Genomic DNA, 19771 nt, shown 5'->3' on the forward strand with positions numbered 1-19771 from the left:
AGCATTTTTTATATCTCTAATTTTATTTTATCGACTGTAATTTGGTGCTTCTTTAGTGATTGTTACATCATGCGGATGACTCTCCATAATACCAGAACTTGTAATTTGGACAAACTGTGCATTTTCTTTTAAAGCTTTTATATCTTTTGCACCACAATACCCCATGCCTGCACGCAAACCGCCAATAAACTGAAGCATACTTTCGTACAATTCACCTTTATAAGCAACACGACCGACAATACCTTCCGGCACTAATTTTTTAATATCATCTTCAACATCTTGGAAATAACGATCTTTTGAACCTTTATTCATCGCTTCAACAGAACCCATGCCGCGGTAAGATTTATATTTACGTCCTTCATAAATAATTGTTTCACCTGGAGATTCTTTAGTTCCTGCTAAAAGAGAACCCAACATCACACAATCAGCACCAGCTGCAATTGCTTTAGGAATATCACCTGTGTAACGGATTCCACCATCAGCGATCACAGGAACATCAGTATTTTTCAAAGCTTCTGAAACTTCAATCACTGCAGAAAGTTGTGGGTAGCCAACACCTGCGACAACGCGCGTTGTACATATTGAACCAGGCCCAATACCGACTTTAACACCATCAGCGCCTGCATCGGCTAAATATTTTGCGGCATCTGCTGTAGCAACATTACCGACAACAACATCTAAATCAGGAAATTGAGATTTTACTTTTTTAAGGACATCAACAACACCTTTTGTATGACCATGTGCTGTATCAATAATCACTGCATCAACGCCAGCATTCACTAGCTCTGTTGCGCGTTCTACTGCATCAGCTGTAACACCTAAAGCCGCAGCAACTCTTAATCTTCCATAAGAATCTTTATTAGCATCTGGCTTTAAAGTTAACTTTGTTATGTCTCTAAATGTGATTAAACCAACAAGCTTATTTTCATCATTGACAACGGGTAACTTTTCAATTTTATGATTTTGTAAAATCACCTCAGCATCTTTTAAAGAAGTTCCTTCGCTAACTGTGACAAGGTTTTCTGAAGTCATCACCTCAACGATTGGTCTTTGTATGTTTTCCTCAAATCGTAAATCACGATTTGTGACAATACCGACTAAATTACTGTTATTATCAACAATCGGAATTCCGCCAATGCTATGCTCTCGCATTGAATCTTTAGCGTCGCCAACACTTGCTGTTTGCGGCAAAGTCACAGGATCGATAATCATACCGCTCTCTGCTCTTTTGACTTTCCTGACATGAAGTGCTTGTTGTTTAGCACTCATGTTTTTATGTAAAACACCAATGCCTCCTTCGCGAGCAATGGCAATAGCCATATCGGCTTCCGTAACAGTATCCATCGCTGCAGAAACAATAGGCGTGTTGAGTTGTATATTTTTAGAAAAATTTGACTTTAAACTGACTTCACGAGGCAAAACCTCTGAATATGCTGGGACTAACAAGACATCGTCATAAGTTAATCCAAGTCCTTTGACTTTATGTTGAGAAGATTTCATGCAATTAAATTTTAATTGCATGCAAATATACATGTTTTATATTTAGTGTAATGCGTTGACAGTCTGAATTTAAAATCAAATTTTCTTAAAGTTTACGATTGGATTCTCTCAGTCTTGTATTTTCTTTGAGTAACCAATGAGTTGTGAAAGTTCTGTAAACTCACTTTCGGTTAAATAACGCCACTCACCAACTGGTGTATCCAGCTGAATATTCATGATACGAATCCTTTTCAATTTTGCAACATGATAGCCTAAATATTCACACATACGACGGATTTGACGATTTAGACCTTGTGTCAAAACAATTTTAAATGTTCTTTCATTTAGTTTTTCAACCTTACATTTATTCGTCACTGTGTCAAGAATCGGAATTCCGTTTGACATGCGTTTGATAAATTCATCTGTAATAGGTTCATGCGTCCAAACGATATATTCTTTTTCATGATTATTACTAGAACGCAAAATTTTGTTCACAATATCTCCATCGTTTGTCAATAAAATTAAACCCTCACTTGGCTTATCCAATCGACCAATCGGAAAAATACGTTCAGGATAATTTATAAAATCAATAATATTATCCTTCTCAACACGTGTATCCGTTGTACAAACAATGCCAATAGGCTTATTCAACGCGATGTAAACATGCTCAACATCATCATTACCAACAATTTTACCATCAACAGCAACACGATCACCTTCTTTGACCTTTGTTCCCATTTCTGGAGCAATACCATTAATTGTCACGCGTCCTTGATCAATTAATTTATCAGCAGCGCGACGTGAACAATAGCCTGCTTCACTCAAAAATTTATTGATTCGTGTTTCTTTTGCCATAATTATTTGGTATGAATTTCTTTTTTAAAAATTCTTATTAAAGAAACTGTCTCAAAAATAAAATATCAAAATTGACATTCTAAGTTTTGAGACAGCTATGAATTAATTTTATAAATTACATATTACGTCTATACTGACCTCCAACATCAAATAAAGCTTCAGTGATCTGACCTAATGAACAATATTTAGTTGCTTCCATCAGTTCCTCAAAAATGTTTTGATTATTGATAGCTGCTTTCTGAACACGCTCTAAATATTGATTTGCACTATCTTCATAAGTTTCATGTAAATTATTAAGTGTTTCAATTTGTCCTTCTTTTTCTTCTTTAGTCGCCCTAATCACTTCTCGAGGCTTAACAGTTGGAGAACCTTTGCTACTCAAGAACGTATTGACACCGATAATCGGGAATTCACCTGTGTGTTTTAAAGTTTCATAATGTAAACTTTCTTCCTGAATTTTACTTCTTTGATACATCGTTTCCATCGCTCCTAAAACGCCTCCACGCTCAGTTAAACGATCAAATTCTGTTAAAACAGCTTCTTCAACAAGGTCGGTTAACTCTTCGATAATAAATGCGCCCTGAATTGGATTTTCGTTTTTCGCTAAACCAAGTTCTTTATTGATAATCAACTGAATTGCCATTGCACGTCTAACAGACTCTTCTGTAGGTGTTGTGATGGCTTCATCATAAGCGTTTGTATGTAGTGAATTACAGTTGTCATAAATGGCATAAAGAGCTTGTAAGCTAGTACGAATATCATTGAAATCAATTTCTTGCGCATGCAGTGAACGACCGGATGTTTGAATATGATATTTCAACATTTGCGCTCTCGGATTTGCGCCATATTTATCACGCATTGCTTTTGCCCAAATTCTTCTAGCAACACGTCCAATCACAGCGTATTCTGGATCGATTCCATTTGAGAAAAAGAAGGATAAGTTTGGTCCAAACTTGTTGATATCCATCCCTCTACTTAAATAATACTCTACATAAGTAAAGCCGTTAGAAAGTGTTAATGCCAACTGTGTAATTGGGTTTGCACCTGCTTCAGCAATATGGTAACCTGAAATAGAAACCGAATAAAAGTTTCTGACTTTATTTTCAATAAAATACTCCTGAACATCACCCATTAAACGCAAGGCAAATTCAGTTGAGAAAATACATGTGTTTTGCGCTTGGTCTTCTTTTAAAATATCAGCTTGAACAGTTCCTCGTACAACTGCGATTGTGTCTTTTTTAATTTTCTCGTAAACATCTATTGGCAGAACCAAATCACCAGTTACACCAAGTAACATCAAGCCTAAACCGTCATTTCCTTCTGGTAAATCACCATGATATTCTGGACGAGGTTTTCCGCTTTCTTGATAAATTTTATCAATTTTAGCATTGACTTCACCTTCAAGTCCGTTTTCTTTGATGTATTTTTCACATTGCTGATCAATCGCTGCATTCATAAAGAAACCTAGCAACATTGGAGCTGGACCGTTAATCGTCATACTCACAGAAGTCATGTGATGTGCTAAATCAAAACCTGAATAAAGTTTTTTAGCATCATCTAGACAACAAATAGAAACACCAGCATTACCAATTTTTCCGTAAATATCTGGTCTATGATCAGGGTCGTTTCCGTAAAGCGTTACAGAATCAAAAGCTGTTGATAAACGCTTTGCTGGCAAGCCTTGGCTAACGTAATGAAAACGTCTGTTTGTACGTTCAGGACCGCCTTCTCCAGCAAACATACGCGTTGGATCTTCACCAGTTCTCTTAAACGGATAAAGTCCTGCAGTGTAAGGAAATTCGCCAGGTACATTTTCCTGTAAAATCCATTTTAATAAATCTCCCCAAGCTTTATATTTTGGCAAAGCCACTTTAGGAATTTGTAAATGTGATAAGGACTCTGTGTGTGTGTCGATTTTTATTTCTTTATCACGGACTTTAAAGACATAAACGTCATCTTCATATTTTTTGACTTTAGCATCCCAACCGAGAATTTTTTCCCAGTTATAAGGATCGAGATCCATTTTAACACGGTCAAATTCTTTCTTCAATAAGCCTACTAAATCTTCATTTTCTGAAGTTGTTGCATTCTGAATTTCATCTTCATTTAACCCGTTTTGGCTTAATGAGATTGTCGTATTTAAAACAGAGTTTAAAGTCTGATAGATACTATATAATTTCTGCGCAACTTGAGTTTGTTTCTCTGCTTTTTGATCATAAGCTCGATTATTTTCTGAAATTTCAGAAAGATAACGTGTTCTCGCAGGTGGAATCACGAATATTTTTTCAGACATCTCATCGGTGATTTCATAATCACTTTTAAGGTCTGCATTTGTTCTCTCTACAATTTTATCCATGATTTTCTTGTAAAGAATATTCATTCCTGGATCATTAAACTGAGAAGCAATTGTTCCAAAAACAGGCATCTCATCTGGTTTTTGATCAAACAGTTGATGGTTACGCTGATATTGCTTTTTAACATCACGGAGCGCATCTTTAGATCCGCGTTTATCAAATTTATTGATAGCGACCAAATCAGCAAAATCAAGCATATCGATTTTTTCTAATTGCGTTGCTGCACCAAATTCAGGTGTCATCACATAAAGTGAAGCATCTGAATGGTCTAAAATTTCTGTATCACTTTGACCAATACCTGAAGTTTCTAAAATGATGAGATCAAATTCAGCAGCACGTAAAACATCAACAGCTTCTTGCACATACTTAGAAAGCGCTAAATTTGATTGACGCGTCGCCAATGAGCGCATATAAACACGGGGTGAATTGATCGCATTCATACGGATTCTGTCTCCTAATAATGCGCCACCTGTTTTTCTTTTTGATGGGTCAACAGAAACAATTCCAATTGTTTGATTATCATCAAAATCAACTAAGAAACGACGCACGAGCTCATCCACTAAAGATGATTTCCCTGAGCCTCCTGTCCCTGTAATACCAAGAACTGGTGTTTTTGAGTCTGATTTTATTTTATTAAAATGTTTCAGAAAGTCTTCATGTCTATTTTCTGCAAGAGAAATAAGTCTTGCTATTGTATTGACATCTTTATTTTTGATGTTTTCTTCAACTTTTTCTGCGTCAACTAAATCTGGTGTTTTAAAATCACTACGTTCAACCAAATCATTAATCATCCCTTGTAAGCCAAGTTCACGACCATCATCTGGTGCATAAATTCGTGTAATTCCGTAATCCATTAATTCTTCAATTTCCTCTGGAAGAATCACACCGCCGCCGCCGCCGAAAATTTTGATATGCGTTGCTCCTTTTTCTTGAAGCAAATCGTACATATACTTAAAATATTCGGTATGACCTCCTTGATAAGACGTCATCGCAATTGCGTTAACATCTTCTTGTATTGCAGTGTTAACAACTTCCTCCACACTTCTATCGTGACCTAAATGAATCACTTCAACACCTGTTGATTGAATGATACGACGCATCACGTTTATCGCTGCATCGTGCCCGTCAAACAAAGAAGCTGCCGTTACAATTCTGACAAGGTTTTTTGGTTTATATGGTTTTGCTTGTTCCATTGAAAAATTCTTATTTTTTGAGGCGTAAATTTAATAAAAATTAGTCGAATTAAACCTTTAGACAAGGCTTAGTTTACAGTATAAAAGCTTTTAGTGAATCTAAAATTTAAATGATGTTTAAAGATAGCCTTGATTTAAAATTTTAAATGATAATTTAGCTCTTTAAAACTCATCTTATGAAAAAAATTATTCTATTATTCGTTATCACTTTCACCTTTATTTCTTGTGCTGAATTACAAGACATTGCTAATCAATTACCTCAAAATTCGGGGCAATTGACGCAGCAACAAATTGGGAATGGTTTAAAAGAAGCACTTAACAATGGTATTGAAAAAGAAGTTTCAAAACTGACAAAAACTGATGGTTTCTACAGAAATGAAGCCGTTAAAATATTAATGCCACCTGAACTTAGAAAAGTTGAAAATGGTTTGCGCAAAATCGGTTTAGGAAATTTAGCCGATGAAGGTGTCAAAGCTTTAAACCGTGCAGCTGAAGATGCTGTCAAAGAAGCAACACCAATTTTCATTTCTGCTGTTAAAGATATGAGCTTTACAGATGCAAAAAACATTTTATTAGGTAATGAAAGAGCTGCAACTTCATATTTAGAAACTAAAACTTCAGCTCAGCTTTACAACAAATTTAATCCTGTGATTGAGAATTCATTCTCTAAAGTTGGTGCTGACCAAATCTGGACAAATCTAATTACACGCTATAATCAAATTCCGTTAGTTGAAAATGTGAATCCTGATTTAACTGATTATGTCACAAACAGAGCTTTGCACGGAGTTTTCCAAATGATTGCTAAAGAAGAAATTGAAATTAGAAATAATCTCAACGCAAGAACTTCAGATTTATTAAGACGTGTTTTTGCACTGCAAGACAACAAATCATAAACCCTTAATGAAATTGATTGCCTGCTGATTAAACACTTGAGGCTGATCAACATTAACAACATGACCACAATTTTGCACAACAAATAGTTGTGCCTTTTTGTGCGCTTTTGTCAGTTTTTCGATGGCTGGTAAAAACAAATAATCTTGTTCTCCCATGATATAAATTGATGGAATATCAACAGGTTTCTGTCTAAACAAACTTAATAAAGGCTTTATTTCTGAAGTCAACCTAAACCAACGTATAAATTCTTTTTGATAAAGTTTCTTCGCTTCATTCACAAAAAGGTTTCTACTCTTTTTGTGATTTTTACGTGGCATGATCACAAATGCAAAAAGCTTGTATAAAAACATATAAGGAACTACAGATTTAAAAATCATCCCCATCTTTATAAGAAAACGAGAGCGAACGTTCATCTTCATTATTGCACCACCCATAATCATACTTTCAACACGTTCAGGATAATTTTCAGCTAAATTCCTGATTAAAATTGTCCCTAGGGAAATACCTACAAAATGTGAACTTCTAATATTGCAATGATCCATCACCTGAAGAATATCTTCAGTGATCACATCAAAAGTGTAGTCTTCAGTAAAACTGTCTTTTAATGAAGGCTTTGATCTTCCATGACCTCTTAGATCTAAAAGAAGGACGTTAAAATGCGCTTTAAAAACACGTAATTGTTTAAACCAAATTGAGGAACTGCCGCCCGCTCCGTGCACAAAAGTAATCCACTGATTTGAAGTTGAATGCTCGTAAGTATTGTAATGAAGCAAGTTGTAGGTTTTTTCGCAAATATAAACTTATAATACTTATACAATCTTACAATTTAAAAAATTATGAATTTTTAGAGATTTGTTCGTAATTTTTCAAAATATCGAAATGCTTTTAGCAATCTTGAGCCATACCAACTAAAATATTCACCATCAACAATTTTTATCTTTGATGCATCGACTGGCAACTCTGATTTATGCTTTTCTTTAAAAGGAAAAGGTTCAGTAGAAAGAAAATAATAATCTGCTTCTTTTAAATCTGACAATTCAATTTCAGGATATCTTTCTTGATCAGCATAAACATTTATAAAACCTAGTTGTTCAAATAAATGCTGTATAAAAGTTTGGCCTCCAACCAACATCCAAGGTTCTCTCCAAATGAAATAAGTGATTTTCAATTTAGGTAAATCTTTTGTTTTCTTTTTATAACGTGTTAATTCTGATTTAATATCATGAACTAATTCTGATGTAGTTTCTGAACAATTACACATTTCACCTAAATCATCAAAAAAAGAATATGCATCATCCAAAGTATTAATATCTGACACATAAACATTGTACTTTTTCTCAAGCTCTGCAACGATTTCGGATGTGTTTTCTTCCTTGCTACAAATAATCAAATCAGGCTTGAGTTGATCAATATAATGAAGCTTAACTTGCTTTGTACCACCAACAATCTTTGCTCTGGTTCTGATATCTTCAGGATGAACGCAAAACTTAGTCACACCGACTAACTCTTTATGAAGTCCGACATCAACAAGTAATTCTGTTAAGCTCGGGACAAGAGAAATAATACGTTTTGGTAAAGAAGAAAAGTGAAGAGAACGACCAAGCTGATCTTTTAACTTTAGCATTTTTATAAATAAAGATATAAAAAAGCCTGATTATAAAAATCAGGCTTAAGAATAAGTTACGAAATAAAATATGGTTAGAAATTTATTTCACTTGATCAATGACAGCTTTGAAAGCTTCAGGGTTGTTTACAGCTAAATCTGCAAGAACCTTACGGTTCAATTCAATATTGCTTTTCTTCATTTTCCCCATAAATTGTGAGTAAGACATACCGTGCAATCTTGCAGCAGCATTAATTCTCACGATCCATAATGATCTGAAATTTCTTTTCTTGTTTTTGCGGTCTCTATAAGCATATAACATTGCTTTTTCGACTGCATTTTTAGCACTTGTCCAAACGTTTTTACGTACACCGTAATAACCTTTAGCTTGCTTCATTATTTTTTTACGTCTCGCTCTTGACGCGACTGAGTTTGTTGATCTAGGCATAATTTAATGTTTTTTTTGTAGTGGGCAGATTGTTAAATCATTTTGAGCCCAACTCCATGGTTTAATTAATAATTAAAAACCGATTAAAAAACGAATTACTTTAAACGTAATTGTGTTTTAATACTGTCTTCATCTGATTTGTGAACTAATCCACTGTGCGTTAATTTTAATTTACGCTTCTTTGATTTTTTAGTCAGAATATGACTCTTGAATGCATGTTTACGCTTAATTTTACCGCTAGCAGTTAATTTAAAACGCTTTTTAGCACTCGACTTTGTTTTCATTTTAGGCATCTGTATCCTTGTATTTATATATTAAATCGTAACTTACTTTTTCGTTTTTGTGGTAGATGGCGCAAGCATCATAATCATACGCTTACCTTCTAACTTAGGCATTTGTTCTACTTTTGCGATCTCCTCTAAATCTTGAGCAAGACGTAAAAGCAAAATCTGACCTTTATCTTTAAACACAATCGAACGTCCTTTAAAGAAAACATAAGCCTTGAGCTTTGCGCCTTCTTTTAAAAACTTCTCTGCATTTTTCTTTTTGAATTCGTAATCGTGATCATCAGTATTTGGTCCAAATCTGATTTCTTTCACGACAACTTTTGAAGCTTTTTGTTTGATCGCTTTTTCGCGTTTCTTTTGTTCGTACAAAAACTTCTTATAGTCCATCACCTTACAAACAGGCGGATCAGCTTTAGGTGAAATTTCAACTAAATCCAAATCTTGCTTATCAGCAATCGCCAAGGCTTCTTTGATATCGTAGATTTTGACTTCTACGTTTTCTCCCACCACACGAACATTTGGCGCTTTAATTTCCTTGTTAATCTTATGAGGATTTTCTTTTTTCCTCTGTGGACCTCTGTTATTTCTTTTTCTTCTTAATGCTATGGCTATAAATTTTTAATTATTAAACTTCAAATGTTTTTAAATTCTTATCAATCTCGGTTTGAATGATTTTAGCAAAGTCCTCAACAGACATGGCTCCTAAATCTTCTCCCCCATGTTTTCTCACAGAAATTTGATTATTTTCAGCTTCTTTCTCGCCTATAATCAACATGTATGGGATTTTATTCATTTCTGCTTCACGAATTTTCTTCCCCATTGTCTCACCTCTGTGATCGACATCGGCGCGAATTTCGTGATTTTTAAGTAAACTTAAAACTTTTTTAGAATATTTTTCATATTTCTCACTGATTGAGAGAATGATAGCTTGTTTTGGCATTAACCATAATGGAAAATTACCAGCTGTATGCTCGAGCAAAATCGCAACAAAACGCTCCATACTTCCGAATGGCGCTCTGTGAATCATCACAGGTCTGTGCATTTCGTTATCGCTTCCTTTGTACTCAAGTTCAAAACGTTCAGGCAAATTATAATCCACCTGAATAGTTCCTAACTGCCATTGACGACCTAAAGCATCTTTGACCATAAAGTCTAGTTTAGGGCCATAAAAAGCAGCTTCACCAGTTTCAACAACATAGTTTAAACCTTTTTCTTTGGCAGCGTTTAAGATTGCTTGTTCAGCTTTTTCCCAATTTTCATCACTCCCTATATATTTTGTCTTGTCTTCAGGATCTCTTAATGACACTTGCGCTGTAAAATCTTCAAAACCTAAGGATCCAAAAACATAAAGTACAAGATCAATTACTTTTTTAAATTCATCATCTAACTGATCAGCTGTACAGAAAATATGCGCATCGTCTTGTGTAAAACCCCGAACACGGGTTAATCCATGCAATTCACCACTTTGCTCGTATCGATAAACGGTTCCAAACTCTGCAAAACGCTTCGGTAAATCACGGTAACTCCAAGCTTCAGAATTAAAAATCTCACAGTGATGCGGACAGTTCATCGGCTTCAACAAATACTCCTCACCTTCGTTTGGTGTTTTTATTGGCTGAAAACTATCTTCTCCATATTTGGCATAATGACCTGAAGTTTCGTAAAGTTCTTTATGACCAATATGCGGTGTTACAACAGGTTCGTAACCTGCTTCTTCTTGTGCATCTTTCATGAAGTTTTCAAGACGATTACGCAAGGCTGCACCTTTAGGCAACCATAAAGGTAAACCTTGACCCACTTTTTGTGAAAAAGTGAAAAGTCCTAACTCTTTACCTAATTTTCTGTGGTCACGTTTTTTAGCTTCTTCTAAAAGTGCTAAATATTCTTTAAGTTCTTTTTGTTTAGGAAACGAGATTCCATAAACACGTGTTAATTGGTCATTTTTTTCATCGCCACGCCAATAAGCACCAGCTGTACTCATCAACTTAACAGCTTTTATAAAACCTGTATTTGGGATATGGCCACCGCGACATAAATCTGTAAAAGAATCATGATCACAGAAAGTGATTTCACCATCTTCAAGATTTTCAATGAGTTCAACTTTAAACTTATTATCTTCTGATTTATAAAAATCTAAAGCTTCTTGTTTTGAAACACTTCGCATTTTGAATTCATGCTTTCCTCTTGCGATTTCAAGCATGCGTTTTTCAATTTCAGGAAAATCATTTTCTGAGACTTTTTGTTCAACAAAATCAATATCGTAATAAAATCCATTTTCAATTGAAGGACCAATCGTTAATTTCACACCAGGATAAAGTTCCTGAATAGCTTGTGCCATCACATGTGAAGTAGAATGCCAAAAAGCTTGCTTCCCTGCATCATCTCTAAATGTCAACAAAACCAAATCACCATCCGTGGTTAAAGCAGTTGTGGTTTCTACTGTTTCTCCATTAAATTTGGCAGAAATAACCTGTCTTGCTAAACCTGCGCTGATACTTTGAGCCACATCCATAGGTGTTGACCCGCTTTCGTATTGCTTAACGCTTCCGTCTGGTAATGTTATGTTTATCATTTATATAATCTTTGCTGCAAAGATACTGAGTTAATAATTGTAGGCAAATGAAATTTCATTCGCTTTTGAATGAATAATCATTTCTTTTTTAAATAAAATTATGTGATGCGTTTTTAATAATTAAAAATCTTCTTTTTTGATTTCATATTGTAAAAAAGGATATCCATTTTCTGAAATCCCTTCTTTAGAAAATGTCATTCCACATTTTTCTGAAACACGTTTAGAACCGATGTTATCTTTTATCATTCTTGCTGTTAGTTTTTCAACTTTTAGTTTCTCAAAAGCATACTTGATAAGTGCCTGACAAATTTCTGTACCATAAGCTTTATTCCAGTATTGATGATCCAAAATACAACCTAATTCTAAATGTTTTTCATCGTCAAATGAATTATATAAACCTGCCTCACCTATGATGAATTGATCTTCTTTTCTTAGAATCGTATAAATACCAAATCCATTTTTATAGTTTTGGTTTAAACGCTCGTACTTTTTCCAAAGTTTTTCTTTATTCCAATCAAATTTGGCATTGGGCACCAATTTCATGTTTTTAGGAGACTGATAAATTTTTAATAAAGCATCTAAATCCTGATGTGTTATTTGTTTAAAAATTAGTCTTTGGGTTTGAATCAATATTTGCACTAGTTTAAAGTCATATTTTATAAATTATATTTCTCTTTTGCTTTTTTCCAATTATTATTCAAAATAGGTTTATTTACGCTTGTTTTACCATGAGATGGTTCTCCTGAAAAATGGCAATACTTTTCAGGAAAGTCGGGATTTTTATATTTATTCCACATTTTGAAAGACTCATAACTCATTGGTTTTTCAATATTGAAAGAAATCTCATGTCCAGTTCTTATACAATATCCACTTTTTTGCGGCTTAGATTGATTGGCTTGAGAACTATTTCTTTTGTAATCTTTTTTTAATGTCTTTTGATACTTCTTATTATTAAAAAATTCTGATAGTTTGTCAATTTTAATTTCAGATCTTAAATATTTTTTAGAACTTAGGAAATTCTTTTTTTCGTAAACAGGCTCTTTACTGTATAGCAGTTCAGCTTGCTGCAAAACAATTTCGAAATAAGCCCACGTCTCTTCATCTAAATTATTAGATCTTGAGGACTTATTTTCCATAACCACTCCAGCTTCAATATTATTATTTTGAGAAAAGCCATACAAGTTCATCGAAGTTAAAATCGCTTTCCTTTCATTAGCATAGTATTTTGCATGAAGCCTTTTTTCATATAAAATTTCAACATTAGGAAGTTGTTTAAAAAAGTCGAAATCCTCTTGCTTCATGCTTTTTGAAAAATCATCCTCGTTTTTACCAAACAAAACAGTAATTTTTAATTCATCGTTATTAAGTTTTGTCAAAAGTGATGATTTGTAGCGCTCGTGTAACTTTATATAAGGTGATATTAAAATGATATTATACTCAGCTGCCTCAAACAACCTTTCTAATTCAGCATTTAGATCATTACCTTTCAGAAAATTTGCCATTGTTTATTAAATTTTAATTTAATAAACAAATATATAACTTCACAATCAAATTCATAAAAATTTAATGCAGTAAGACTAGAAGACGCAAAGCAAAAGCAATCTATTAAAAAATTAGTCTTTGGGTTTCAATAACAACTCCCATCAAAATATTTTATTTAAAACTAATTCTTTGTATTGATAATTGCTGAATTAATTCTTCTCCTTGATAGTAATCAATTTGGATTGGAATGGTGATGCCGCTGACGCTGATGTATTTTCGATAGATGAATTTCTTTAACTGCCCATCATCTTTTAGGGTGATCGACTTAATTAAATGCGTCTTTGATTGCGTTTGGATCCTTACTAAATCAAGTGTTTTATCACTTTGTTTGACAATCTTAAAAACATCTTGATCAACGCCATCAATTTCTTTTTGTTCTATCAATTCTATTTCGTCATCATCATAACTCAAATTGTGAGGTAATGTAAAAAGTCTAGCGAAAAGTTCATCTTCTTTATCAATAGAATCATTCGGAAACTTAACTTCAAAAGTGTTAGACTTCACAATTGTTTTAATGGTTTCATTATCTTCTTTTTTGAGGCGCAACATAAACTCAACTCGATCTTTCATCTGAAATTTTTCAGTTTGATGCGCGTACATCAGGTTTTGGAGTAGCTGATCATTTTCAGTTAGCTTTCTGACTTCTTGTTTCTCCGGAGTTGTACTCTTCTCTTTTTTATCTTCTTCAGTTTTATTTTGACAAGACATCAAAATAAAAAAAGACATTAGAAAACTTAAACGCAGCGTCATTTTCATAAACTGTATTTTCAAAAATTAATATTGACATCTCAAAAATGCAATTTTCAAAAAGATTGACACATAAAAAAACCATCAATCTTTAAGAATTGATGGTTTTCATTTGTTTTAAAAAATAACTGAATTATGAATTCTGCAACTTATCAAAATTAGCGTTAACAAAGTTTGTCAAGGCTTCTCCCTTCAACATCCCTTGTGATAAAAGCGCTAAGTCTAAACTTTGCTTGATCATCTTTTCAGAACTTTCTTTTTGATCGGCAGATAAGATTTGGCTAGCCAATGGATGGTTTGCATTCACAACTAAGTTATACATCTCTGGCATATTCCCCATGCCAAACATGCCGCCGCCTCCACCGCTCTGCTGCATTTCTTTCATTCGGCGCATAAATTCTGGCTGCGTAATCATCACTGGTGCAGAATCTGAGGCTAATGCTTCAACCTGAACTGTGTACTTTTCTTTTGGCACAACAGTTTCAAAGCTCTCTTTTAGCTTCTCTTTTTCTTCGTCATTTAATTTTGAAACCTGCTCTTCGTCCTTTTTAATCAAGTTATCAATGTGATCACTATCAACTCTTACGAAAGAAACTTTATTTTCTTTTTCAGATTCAATTTTCTGAATTAAGTGCGAAACAATTGGAGAATCGAGTAATAAAACTTCGTAACCTTTATCTTTAGCCGATTTGATTGCACCGTGTTGCGCCTCTTTATTTGAAGCGTAAAGCACAACTAATTTATCATCTTTATCAGTTTGGTTTGCTTTGATTTTTTCTTCAAGTTCCTCATAAGTTAGGTAAGTGTCATCAACGGTTGGGAAAAGATTAAATTTCTGAGCTTTCTCAAAAAACTTATCTTCAGTTAACATTCCGTATTCGATAACAACTTTAATGTCGTTCCATTTTTTCTCAAAATCTTCACGACTATTATTGAATAATGATTTCAATTTATCAGCAACTTTTCTTGTGATATAACTTGAAATCTTTTTAACAGCTCCATCAGCTTGTAAATATGAACGCGACACATTCAGAGGGATATCAGGCGAATCAATCACACCTTTTAGCATGGTTAAAAATTCAGGCACAATACCTTCAACATTATCCGTTACGAAAACTTGATTTTGGTAAAGCTGAATTTTATCTTTCTGCATTGCCATATCGTTCGACAGTTTTGGGAAGTATAAAATTCCTGTCAAGTTAAATGGATAATCTACATTTAAGTGAATATGGAAAAGCGGCTCTTCAAATTGCGTTGGGTAAAGCTCTCTATAAAACTCGTTATAATCTTTTTCTTCTAATTCAGTTGGCTGCTTTGTCCATGCAGGATCAGGGTTGTTAATGATATTATCAACAGTGACCTTTTTAGGCTTTTCGTCTTCTTTGGCATCATCAGGAAGTGGTAATTCTTTTTCCTTAGTTCCAAATTTAATTGGGACAGGCATAAATTTGTTATACTTCACCAACAATTCATTGATGCGCGCATCTTCAAGAAATTCTTTTTCATCGTCATTGATATGTAAAACGATTTCTGTTCCGCGTGTCGTTCTGTCAGATTCTTCAAGAGAAAACTCAGTAGTTCCTTCACATGTCCAATGCGCAGCAGGTTCATCTTTCCAAGATTTTGTAAAGATTTCAACCTTATTTGCCACCATAAAGGCTGAGTAAAAACCTAGACCAAAATGACCGATAATGCCAGTTTCTTTAGCATCAGAATCTTTATACTTTTCTAAAAATTCTTCTGCGCCAGAAAAAGCAACTTCGTTGATGTATTTTTTAACTTCATCTTGCGTCATCCCAACACCTTCATCAATAATATGAAGTGTATTGTCTTCTTTATTGATTTTGACTTCAATTTTAGGTTGACCAGTTTCAATTTTAGCCTCTCCAATTCTAACGAGATGTTCTAACTTTAAAGTTGCATCTGTTGCATTCGAAATCAATTCTCTTAAAAAGATTTCGTGATCACTGTACAAAAATTTCTTAATTAAAGGGAAGATATTTTCGACAGAAACATTGATATTTCCTTTTGCCATAATTTTAATATTTTGAATACGTGTAAGTCAAACTAAATACCAATCTTAACTTTCTGACATCTTGACAGATAATGCAAGATATAATTTAACAGAAAGTTTTGTTTAATTATTGACTTGAAAGATTAAACAATCTTATCTTTGTAACAAAACACATCTCATGGCAAAACAAGTAAAATCACAGAAAAAAATTACGCCAGCTGGTATTGTCAGCATGTATATGGACAGCGTTTTAGAAAACGAAAAATATCCAAAATCTGTTTATAAATTTGCGAAAGAAAATAAAATTTCTGAAGAACAATTCTATAGTTTTTATGGAAGTTTAGAAGCCTTGCAGAAAGACATTTGGGTTCAATTTTATAACAATGCCGCAGAACTCATTAAAGGAAGTGCAGAATTGCAAGAAGCAAGTAACAGAGATAAATTACTGACTTTCTTTTATACGCTTTTTGAAATTTTGACTGCCAACCGAAGTTATGTTTTATATGTTTTAAATGTTTTAAATGAAAATGATCAAGAATTAAAAAATTTAAAACAACTTAAAGATTTAAGAAAGCATATTTTAAATTTTGCTAGCGACTTGGTTGAAGATGAAAACGACGAACAAAATATTAAATTCCTTCAGAGAAACAAAAAGATTTATGCTGAAGGCACTTGGCTACAATTTTTATTCTTATTAAAATTCTGGAAAGAAGATGACTCGGCTTCATTTGAAAAAACAGATGTCGCCATTGAAAAATCAGTCAATACAATTTTTGACATTTTAGATAATTCCGCTTTAGAACGCGTTTTCGATTTGGGTAAATTTTTATACAAAGAAATCCTTAAGTAAATGAAAACCATAGACAAAATACCTACTGGTAAATTCAACAGAACCTCCAAGTTAGTTTCAACTGGAGCTAAGATTGGTGGAAATTACCTCAAATATTATAGCAAAAAAGCTTTTAATCCTTCTTTAGATAAAGAAGAGCTCAATAAAGACAATGCTTCTGATATTTACGACAGCTTAAAAGACTTGAAAGGTAGCGCCTTAAAAGTTGCACAAATGCTTTCGATGGAAAAAAGCTTGTTACCTAGCGCATATGTTGAAAAATTTAGTTTATCTCAATTCAGCGTCCCTCCACTTTCTGCACCTTTAGTTCGCAAAACTTTCAAGAAATATATCGGTCAATATCCAGAAGATTTATTTGATGAGTTTTCGAAAGATTCTATCAATGCAGCGAGTATTGGTCAAGTTCATAAAGCCAAAAAAGATGATCGTGAATTAGCTGTCAAAATTCAATATCCTGGTGTTGCAGATAGTATCAGTTCAGATTTAGCGATGGTCAAACCCATTGCAATCAGAATGTTTAACTTACAAGGACAAGATAATGATAGATATTTTCAGGAAATAGAAGGTAAACTTTTAGAAGAAACTGATTACATCTTGGAGCTTGAACAAAGCGAAAGAATTTCTGAAGCTTGTGCACATATCCCACACTTGAGATTTCCTAAATATTATAAAGAGCTCTCAAGTGAAAAAATTATCACGATGGATTGGATGTACGGCAAGCATTTAAGCGAGTTTACAAAAACCGATTTCACACAAGAGCAAGGTAATAAAATAGGTCAAGCCCTTTGGGATTTCTATATGCATCAATTACATAACTTGCGCGAAGTGCATGCAGATCCGCATCCTGGAAACTTCTTAATTGATGAAAATGATGATTTAATCGCGATTGACTTTGGCTGTGTTAAAAAAATACCTAATGAATTTTATGAGCCTTATTTTGAATTAGCAGAACCTGAAAACATCAACAACAGAGAAGTATTTCAGCAAAAATTAAGAGAGCTCGAAATACTAAGAGAGGATGATAATGAAGCAGAAATTGAATATTTTTCTGATTTATTTCATGAAATGTTAAGCCTATTCACATCTCCTCTACATGAAGTTGATTTTGATTTTGGCAACCAAGAATTTTGGGATAAAGTTCAAAATTTAAGTAAAAAATACAGTAGTGACAAAGAATTAAGAAAAATGAATAGTAATAGAGGAAGTCAACACTTTATCTATATGAATAGGACTTTCTTTGGACTTTATAATTTATTAAACGATTTAAAAGCTCAGATCAAGACAGTTAATTACAAGCTATATAATTAAGTTGGCAACAAGCTGAAAAAAAAATTTCTGAATAATATTAATGATTTCAAAAATTATATATATTGCTTTTATGAAAAATGAAGTCTTTAAATGCTTATTGATTAGAAACGTATTATTTTAATTCTGATGTTGAGTTATGAGTTTACTTAATTTAAATACAATAGCAAAGTTTAGTTGGTAAAATATTCAAAATAAATTTTAAATTGATAAAATGAAATTAGTAAATAATTTAAAATTTTTAACATTATGTATCGTTGTTAGTATAACTTCATCTTGCAGTGATGATATTAGTGTAGATGATACTGAATTACTTGATTACCAAGAAAAGGTTAATTCAGGTCACGTTAAAACTGTATGGAGAATAGGACGAAAATCTAGAAACTGTTTTAGGATAGGGATTTGCAAACTAGATAAGGTTGAAGTTAAAATTGAAAGAGTAAAAATAACCGTATATGAAGACAAATCTATCGGTACTTATTTAATAAAAGAAGACAATCAAACAATTAGATTGGAAGTTGATAAAGATTATATGCAGAAAATTCGAGATGAGTTTGGTGGTGATTTTTTAAAACTTGAAGAAGATTTTGTTTTAGATGATGACGACTGTGATAAGCTTGAAATATCAAAAGGCTTTACTTTTAAAGCTGGTACTTATGACTTTGTAGAAAGCAATGTTGACCCTGATGTATTTTATGTTAGATTGACAAATAACTAGTAAAATGAAAAGAACACTAATAATAGTTATTGTTATTTTTTTTATATCAGGTTGTAAAGTAACTTCAACTAAAGATGCCGAAATTAGTTTTACACTAGAAACCAAAGAATCTCTTGAGAAATATTTATCTACTAATAACCTTAATTATGAAAAGAATCATCTGTACACATTAAAAGACATTCGAACTTTTGCAGAATTTAATGAACAAGATAAATTAAGTTTGCCCCAAGTTTTATTTTTTAAAAAGAATGGTAAACAGGTCAAAAATGTATTTAATCATAATGAGTGTACAAATATTATATCTGATTTTAATCAAATTAATGATTTAAAAATAGATAAATCAGCATTCTTATTTGAAGAACTTTTGGATAAAATAAATCCTTTATATTCTAATAAGGTTAAAGATGATATGATTTCTGTTGTAATATTTTATGGTAAATATGTAAGTTCTCATAAATCAATTAATAATCAATCTTTTGAATGGTATGAAGAAGTATCAAAAGTTAACAAAAATGATGTGAATATACTTTTGGTTAGTTTAGATGTTATGCAAAACTGGAATTTAACAAAAGAAACAAAAGAAAGTATAGGTATTGAATAATTTAAAATTATAATTAAGTTCAAAGGCTAAATAAATTGGTTTCAATATAATATTGAAACCAATTTTATATTTTTCAGTTTTAAAAAGCACGATTTAATAAGCCAGTTGCCAACAGCGCATAACAAAAATGGCGAGATTTGTGGCTGAAATGAAAGGTTTGTGTATTTTTAGAAAGTGAAAAGTTTAACCGAAAAACTTGCGCATTTTAAGTCGCCACTTTCGTTATGCACGGACCGTTATAATTCTTAAGAAAAATAAATTCATTTTTAAACTGCAAGCTGTAGTCAATCGTACTGCGGCTTTCGTATT

At 33.0% G+C, this 19771-nt stretch carries 18 protein-coding genes; 5 read left to right on the plus strand and 13 right to left on the minus strand.

Translation table 11 applies throughout. From position 1 onward, the window contains the following. Window positions 1–27: 27 nt before the first annotated feature. The 3 genes from guaB to CAP47_RS06115 all read right to left on the minus strand — a co-directional run bounded on the left by guaB (window position 28) and on the right by CAP47_RS06115 (window position 5881). Complete coding sequence (guaB, locus tag CAP47_RS06105) at window positions 28–1500, minus strand: IMP dehydrogenase (RefSeq protein WP_100775833.1); 1473 nt, start codon at window positions 1498–1500, stop codon at window positions 28–30. Between the two features lie 108 nt (window positions 1501–1608). Then, window positions 1609–2334, minus strand: coding sequence for a 23S rRNA pseudouridine(2604) synthase RluF (rluF, locus tag CAP47_RS06110; RefSeq protein ID WP_100775834.1), 726 nt, complete (start codon window positions 2332–2334; stop codon window positions 1609–1611). A 115-nt stretch (window positions 2335–2449) separates the two neighbouring features. After that, window positions 2450–5881 carry a methylmalonyl-CoA mutase family protein gene (locus CAP47_RS06115; RefSeq protein ID WP_100775835.1) on the minus strand — a complete coding sequence of 1144 codons (3432 nt, stop codon included), beginning with the start codon at window positions 5879–5881 and terminating at the stop codon, window positions 2450–2452. A gap of 176 nt (window positions 5882–6057) precedes the next feature. On the opposite strand from CAP47_RS06115, the gene CAP47_RS06120 reads away from it, so the two are divergent. After that, window positions 6058–6774 (plus strand): DUF4197 domain-containing protein, encoded by a 717-nt coding sequence (locus CAP47_RS06120; protein WP_100775836.1) that lies wholly within the window; start codon window positions 6058–6060, stop codon window positions 6772–6774. Here CAP47_RS06120 and CAP47_RS06125 read toward each other — a convergent pair. The 10 genes from CAP47_RS06125 to htpG all read right to left on the minus strand — a co-directional run bounded on the left by CAP47_RS06125 (window position 6769) and on the right by htpG (window position 16009). Continuing rightward, complete coding sequence (locus tag CAP47_RS06125) at window positions 6769–7548, minus strand: alpha/beta fold hydrolase (protein ID WP_100775837.1); 780 nt, start codon at window positions 7546–7548, stop codon at window positions 6769–6771. The genes CAP47_RS06120 and CAP47_RS06125 overlap by 6 nt on opposite strands. A gap of 71 nt (window positions 7549–7619) precedes the next feature. Continuing rightward, on the minus strand, window positions 7620–8399 hold the full coding sequence (locus CAP47_RS06130) for a helical backbone metal receptor (protein WP_100775838.1): 780 nt from the start codon (window positions 8397–8399) through the stop codon (window positions 7620–7622). 82 nt (window positions 8400–8481) lie between these two features. Beyond that, window positions 8482–8826 (minus strand): 50S ribosomal protein L20, encoded by a 345-nt coding sequence (gene rplT / locus CAP47_RS06135; protein ID WP_100775839.1) that lies wholly within the window; start codon window positions 8824–8826, stop codon window positions 8482–8484. A gap of 95 nt (window positions 8827–8921) precedes the next feature. Continuing rightward, a complete protein-coding gene (gene rpmI / locus CAP47_RS06140; protein WP_093244092.1) occupies window positions 8922–9119 on the minus strand; it encodes a 50S ribosomal protein L35 in 198 nt (65 codons plus the stop codon). Between the two features lie 33 nt (window positions 9120–9152). Further along, window positions 9153–9719, minus strand: coding sequence for a translation initiation factor IF-3 (gene infC / locus CAP47_RS06145; protein ID WP_093244089.1), 567 nt, complete (start codon window positions 9717–9719; stop codon window positions 9153–9155). Window positions 9720–9738: 19 nt separating this feature from the next. Further along, the gene (thrS, locus tag CAP47_RS06150; protein WP_100775840.1) at window positions 9739–11685 is read right to left on the minus strand and encodes a threonine--tRNA ligase; all 1947 of its coding nucleotides are present in this window, start codon (window positions 11683–11685) and stop codon (window positions 9739–9741) included. A 120-nt stretch (window positions 11686–11805) separates the two neighbouring features. Then, on the minus strand, window positions 11806–12324 hold the full coding sequence (locus CAP47_RS06155; protein WP_192869950.1) for a GNAT family N-acetyltransferase: 519 nt from the start codon (window positions 12322–12324) through the stop codon (window positions 11806–11808). Between the two features lie 17 nt (window positions 12325–12341). Beyond that, the gene (locus CAP47_RS06160) at window positions 12342–13187 is read right to left on the minus strand and encodes a phospholipase D family protein (protein ID WP_100775842.1); all 846 of its coding nucleotides are present in this window, start codon (window positions 13185–13187) and stop codon (window positions 12342–12344) included. A gap of 151 nt (window positions 13188–13338) precedes the next feature. Beyond that, window positions 13339–13983 carry a hypothetical protein gene (locus tag CAP47_RS06165; RefSeq protein ID WP_153043499.1) on the minus strand — a complete coding sequence of 215 codons (645 nt, stop codon included), beginning with the start codon at window positions 13981–13983 and terminating at the stop codon, window positions 13339–13341. Window positions 13984–14107: 124 nt separating this feature from the next. Further along, the gene (gene htpG / locus CAP47_RS06170; protein WP_100775844.1) at window positions 14108–16009 is read right to left on the minus strand and encodes a molecular chaperone HtpG; all 1902 of its coding nucleotides are present in this window, start codon (window positions 16007–16009) and stop codon (window positions 14108–14110) included. Between the two features lie 157 nt (window positions 16010–16166). On the opposite strand from htpG, the gene CAP47_RS06175 reads away from it, so the two are divergent. From CAP47_RS06175 to CAP47_RS06190, 4 genes are all read left to right on the plus strand, one after another. Further along, window positions 16167–16838 (plus strand): TetR family transcriptional regulator C-terminal domain-containing protein, encoded by a 672-nt coding sequence (locus CAP47_RS06175; RefSeq protein ID WP_100775845.1) that lies wholly within the window; start codon window positions 16167–16169, stop codon window positions 16836–16838. Continuing rightward, window positions 16839–18146 carry an ABC1 kinase family protein gene (locus CAP47_RS06180; RefSeq protein ID WP_100775846.1) on the plus strand — a complete coding sequence of 436 codons (1308 nt, stop codon included), beginning with the start codon at window positions 16839–16841 and terminating at the stop codon, window positions 18144–18146. It begins immediately after the preceding gene. Window positions 18147–18357: 211 nt separating this feature from the next. Next, window positions 18358–18861, plus strand: coding sequence for a hypothetical protein (locus CAP47_RS06185; protein WP_100775847.1), 504 nt, complete (start codon window positions 18358–18360; stop codon window positions 18859–18861). Window positions 18862–18865: 4 nt separating this feature from the next. After that, window positions 18866–19462 (plus strand): hypothetical protein, encoded by a 597-nt coding sequence (locus CAP47_RS06190; protein ID WP_100775848.1) that lies wholly within the window; start codon window positions 18866–18868, stop codon window positions 19460–19462. Window positions 19463–19771 lie beyond the last annotated feature (309 nt).

The sequence above is a fragment of the Psychroflexus sp. S27 genome (genome assembly GCF_002810405.1).
GTDB classification, from domain to species: Bacteria; Bacteroidota; Bacteroidia; order Flavobacteriales; family Flavobacteriaceae; genus Psychroflexus; species Psychroflexus halocasei_A.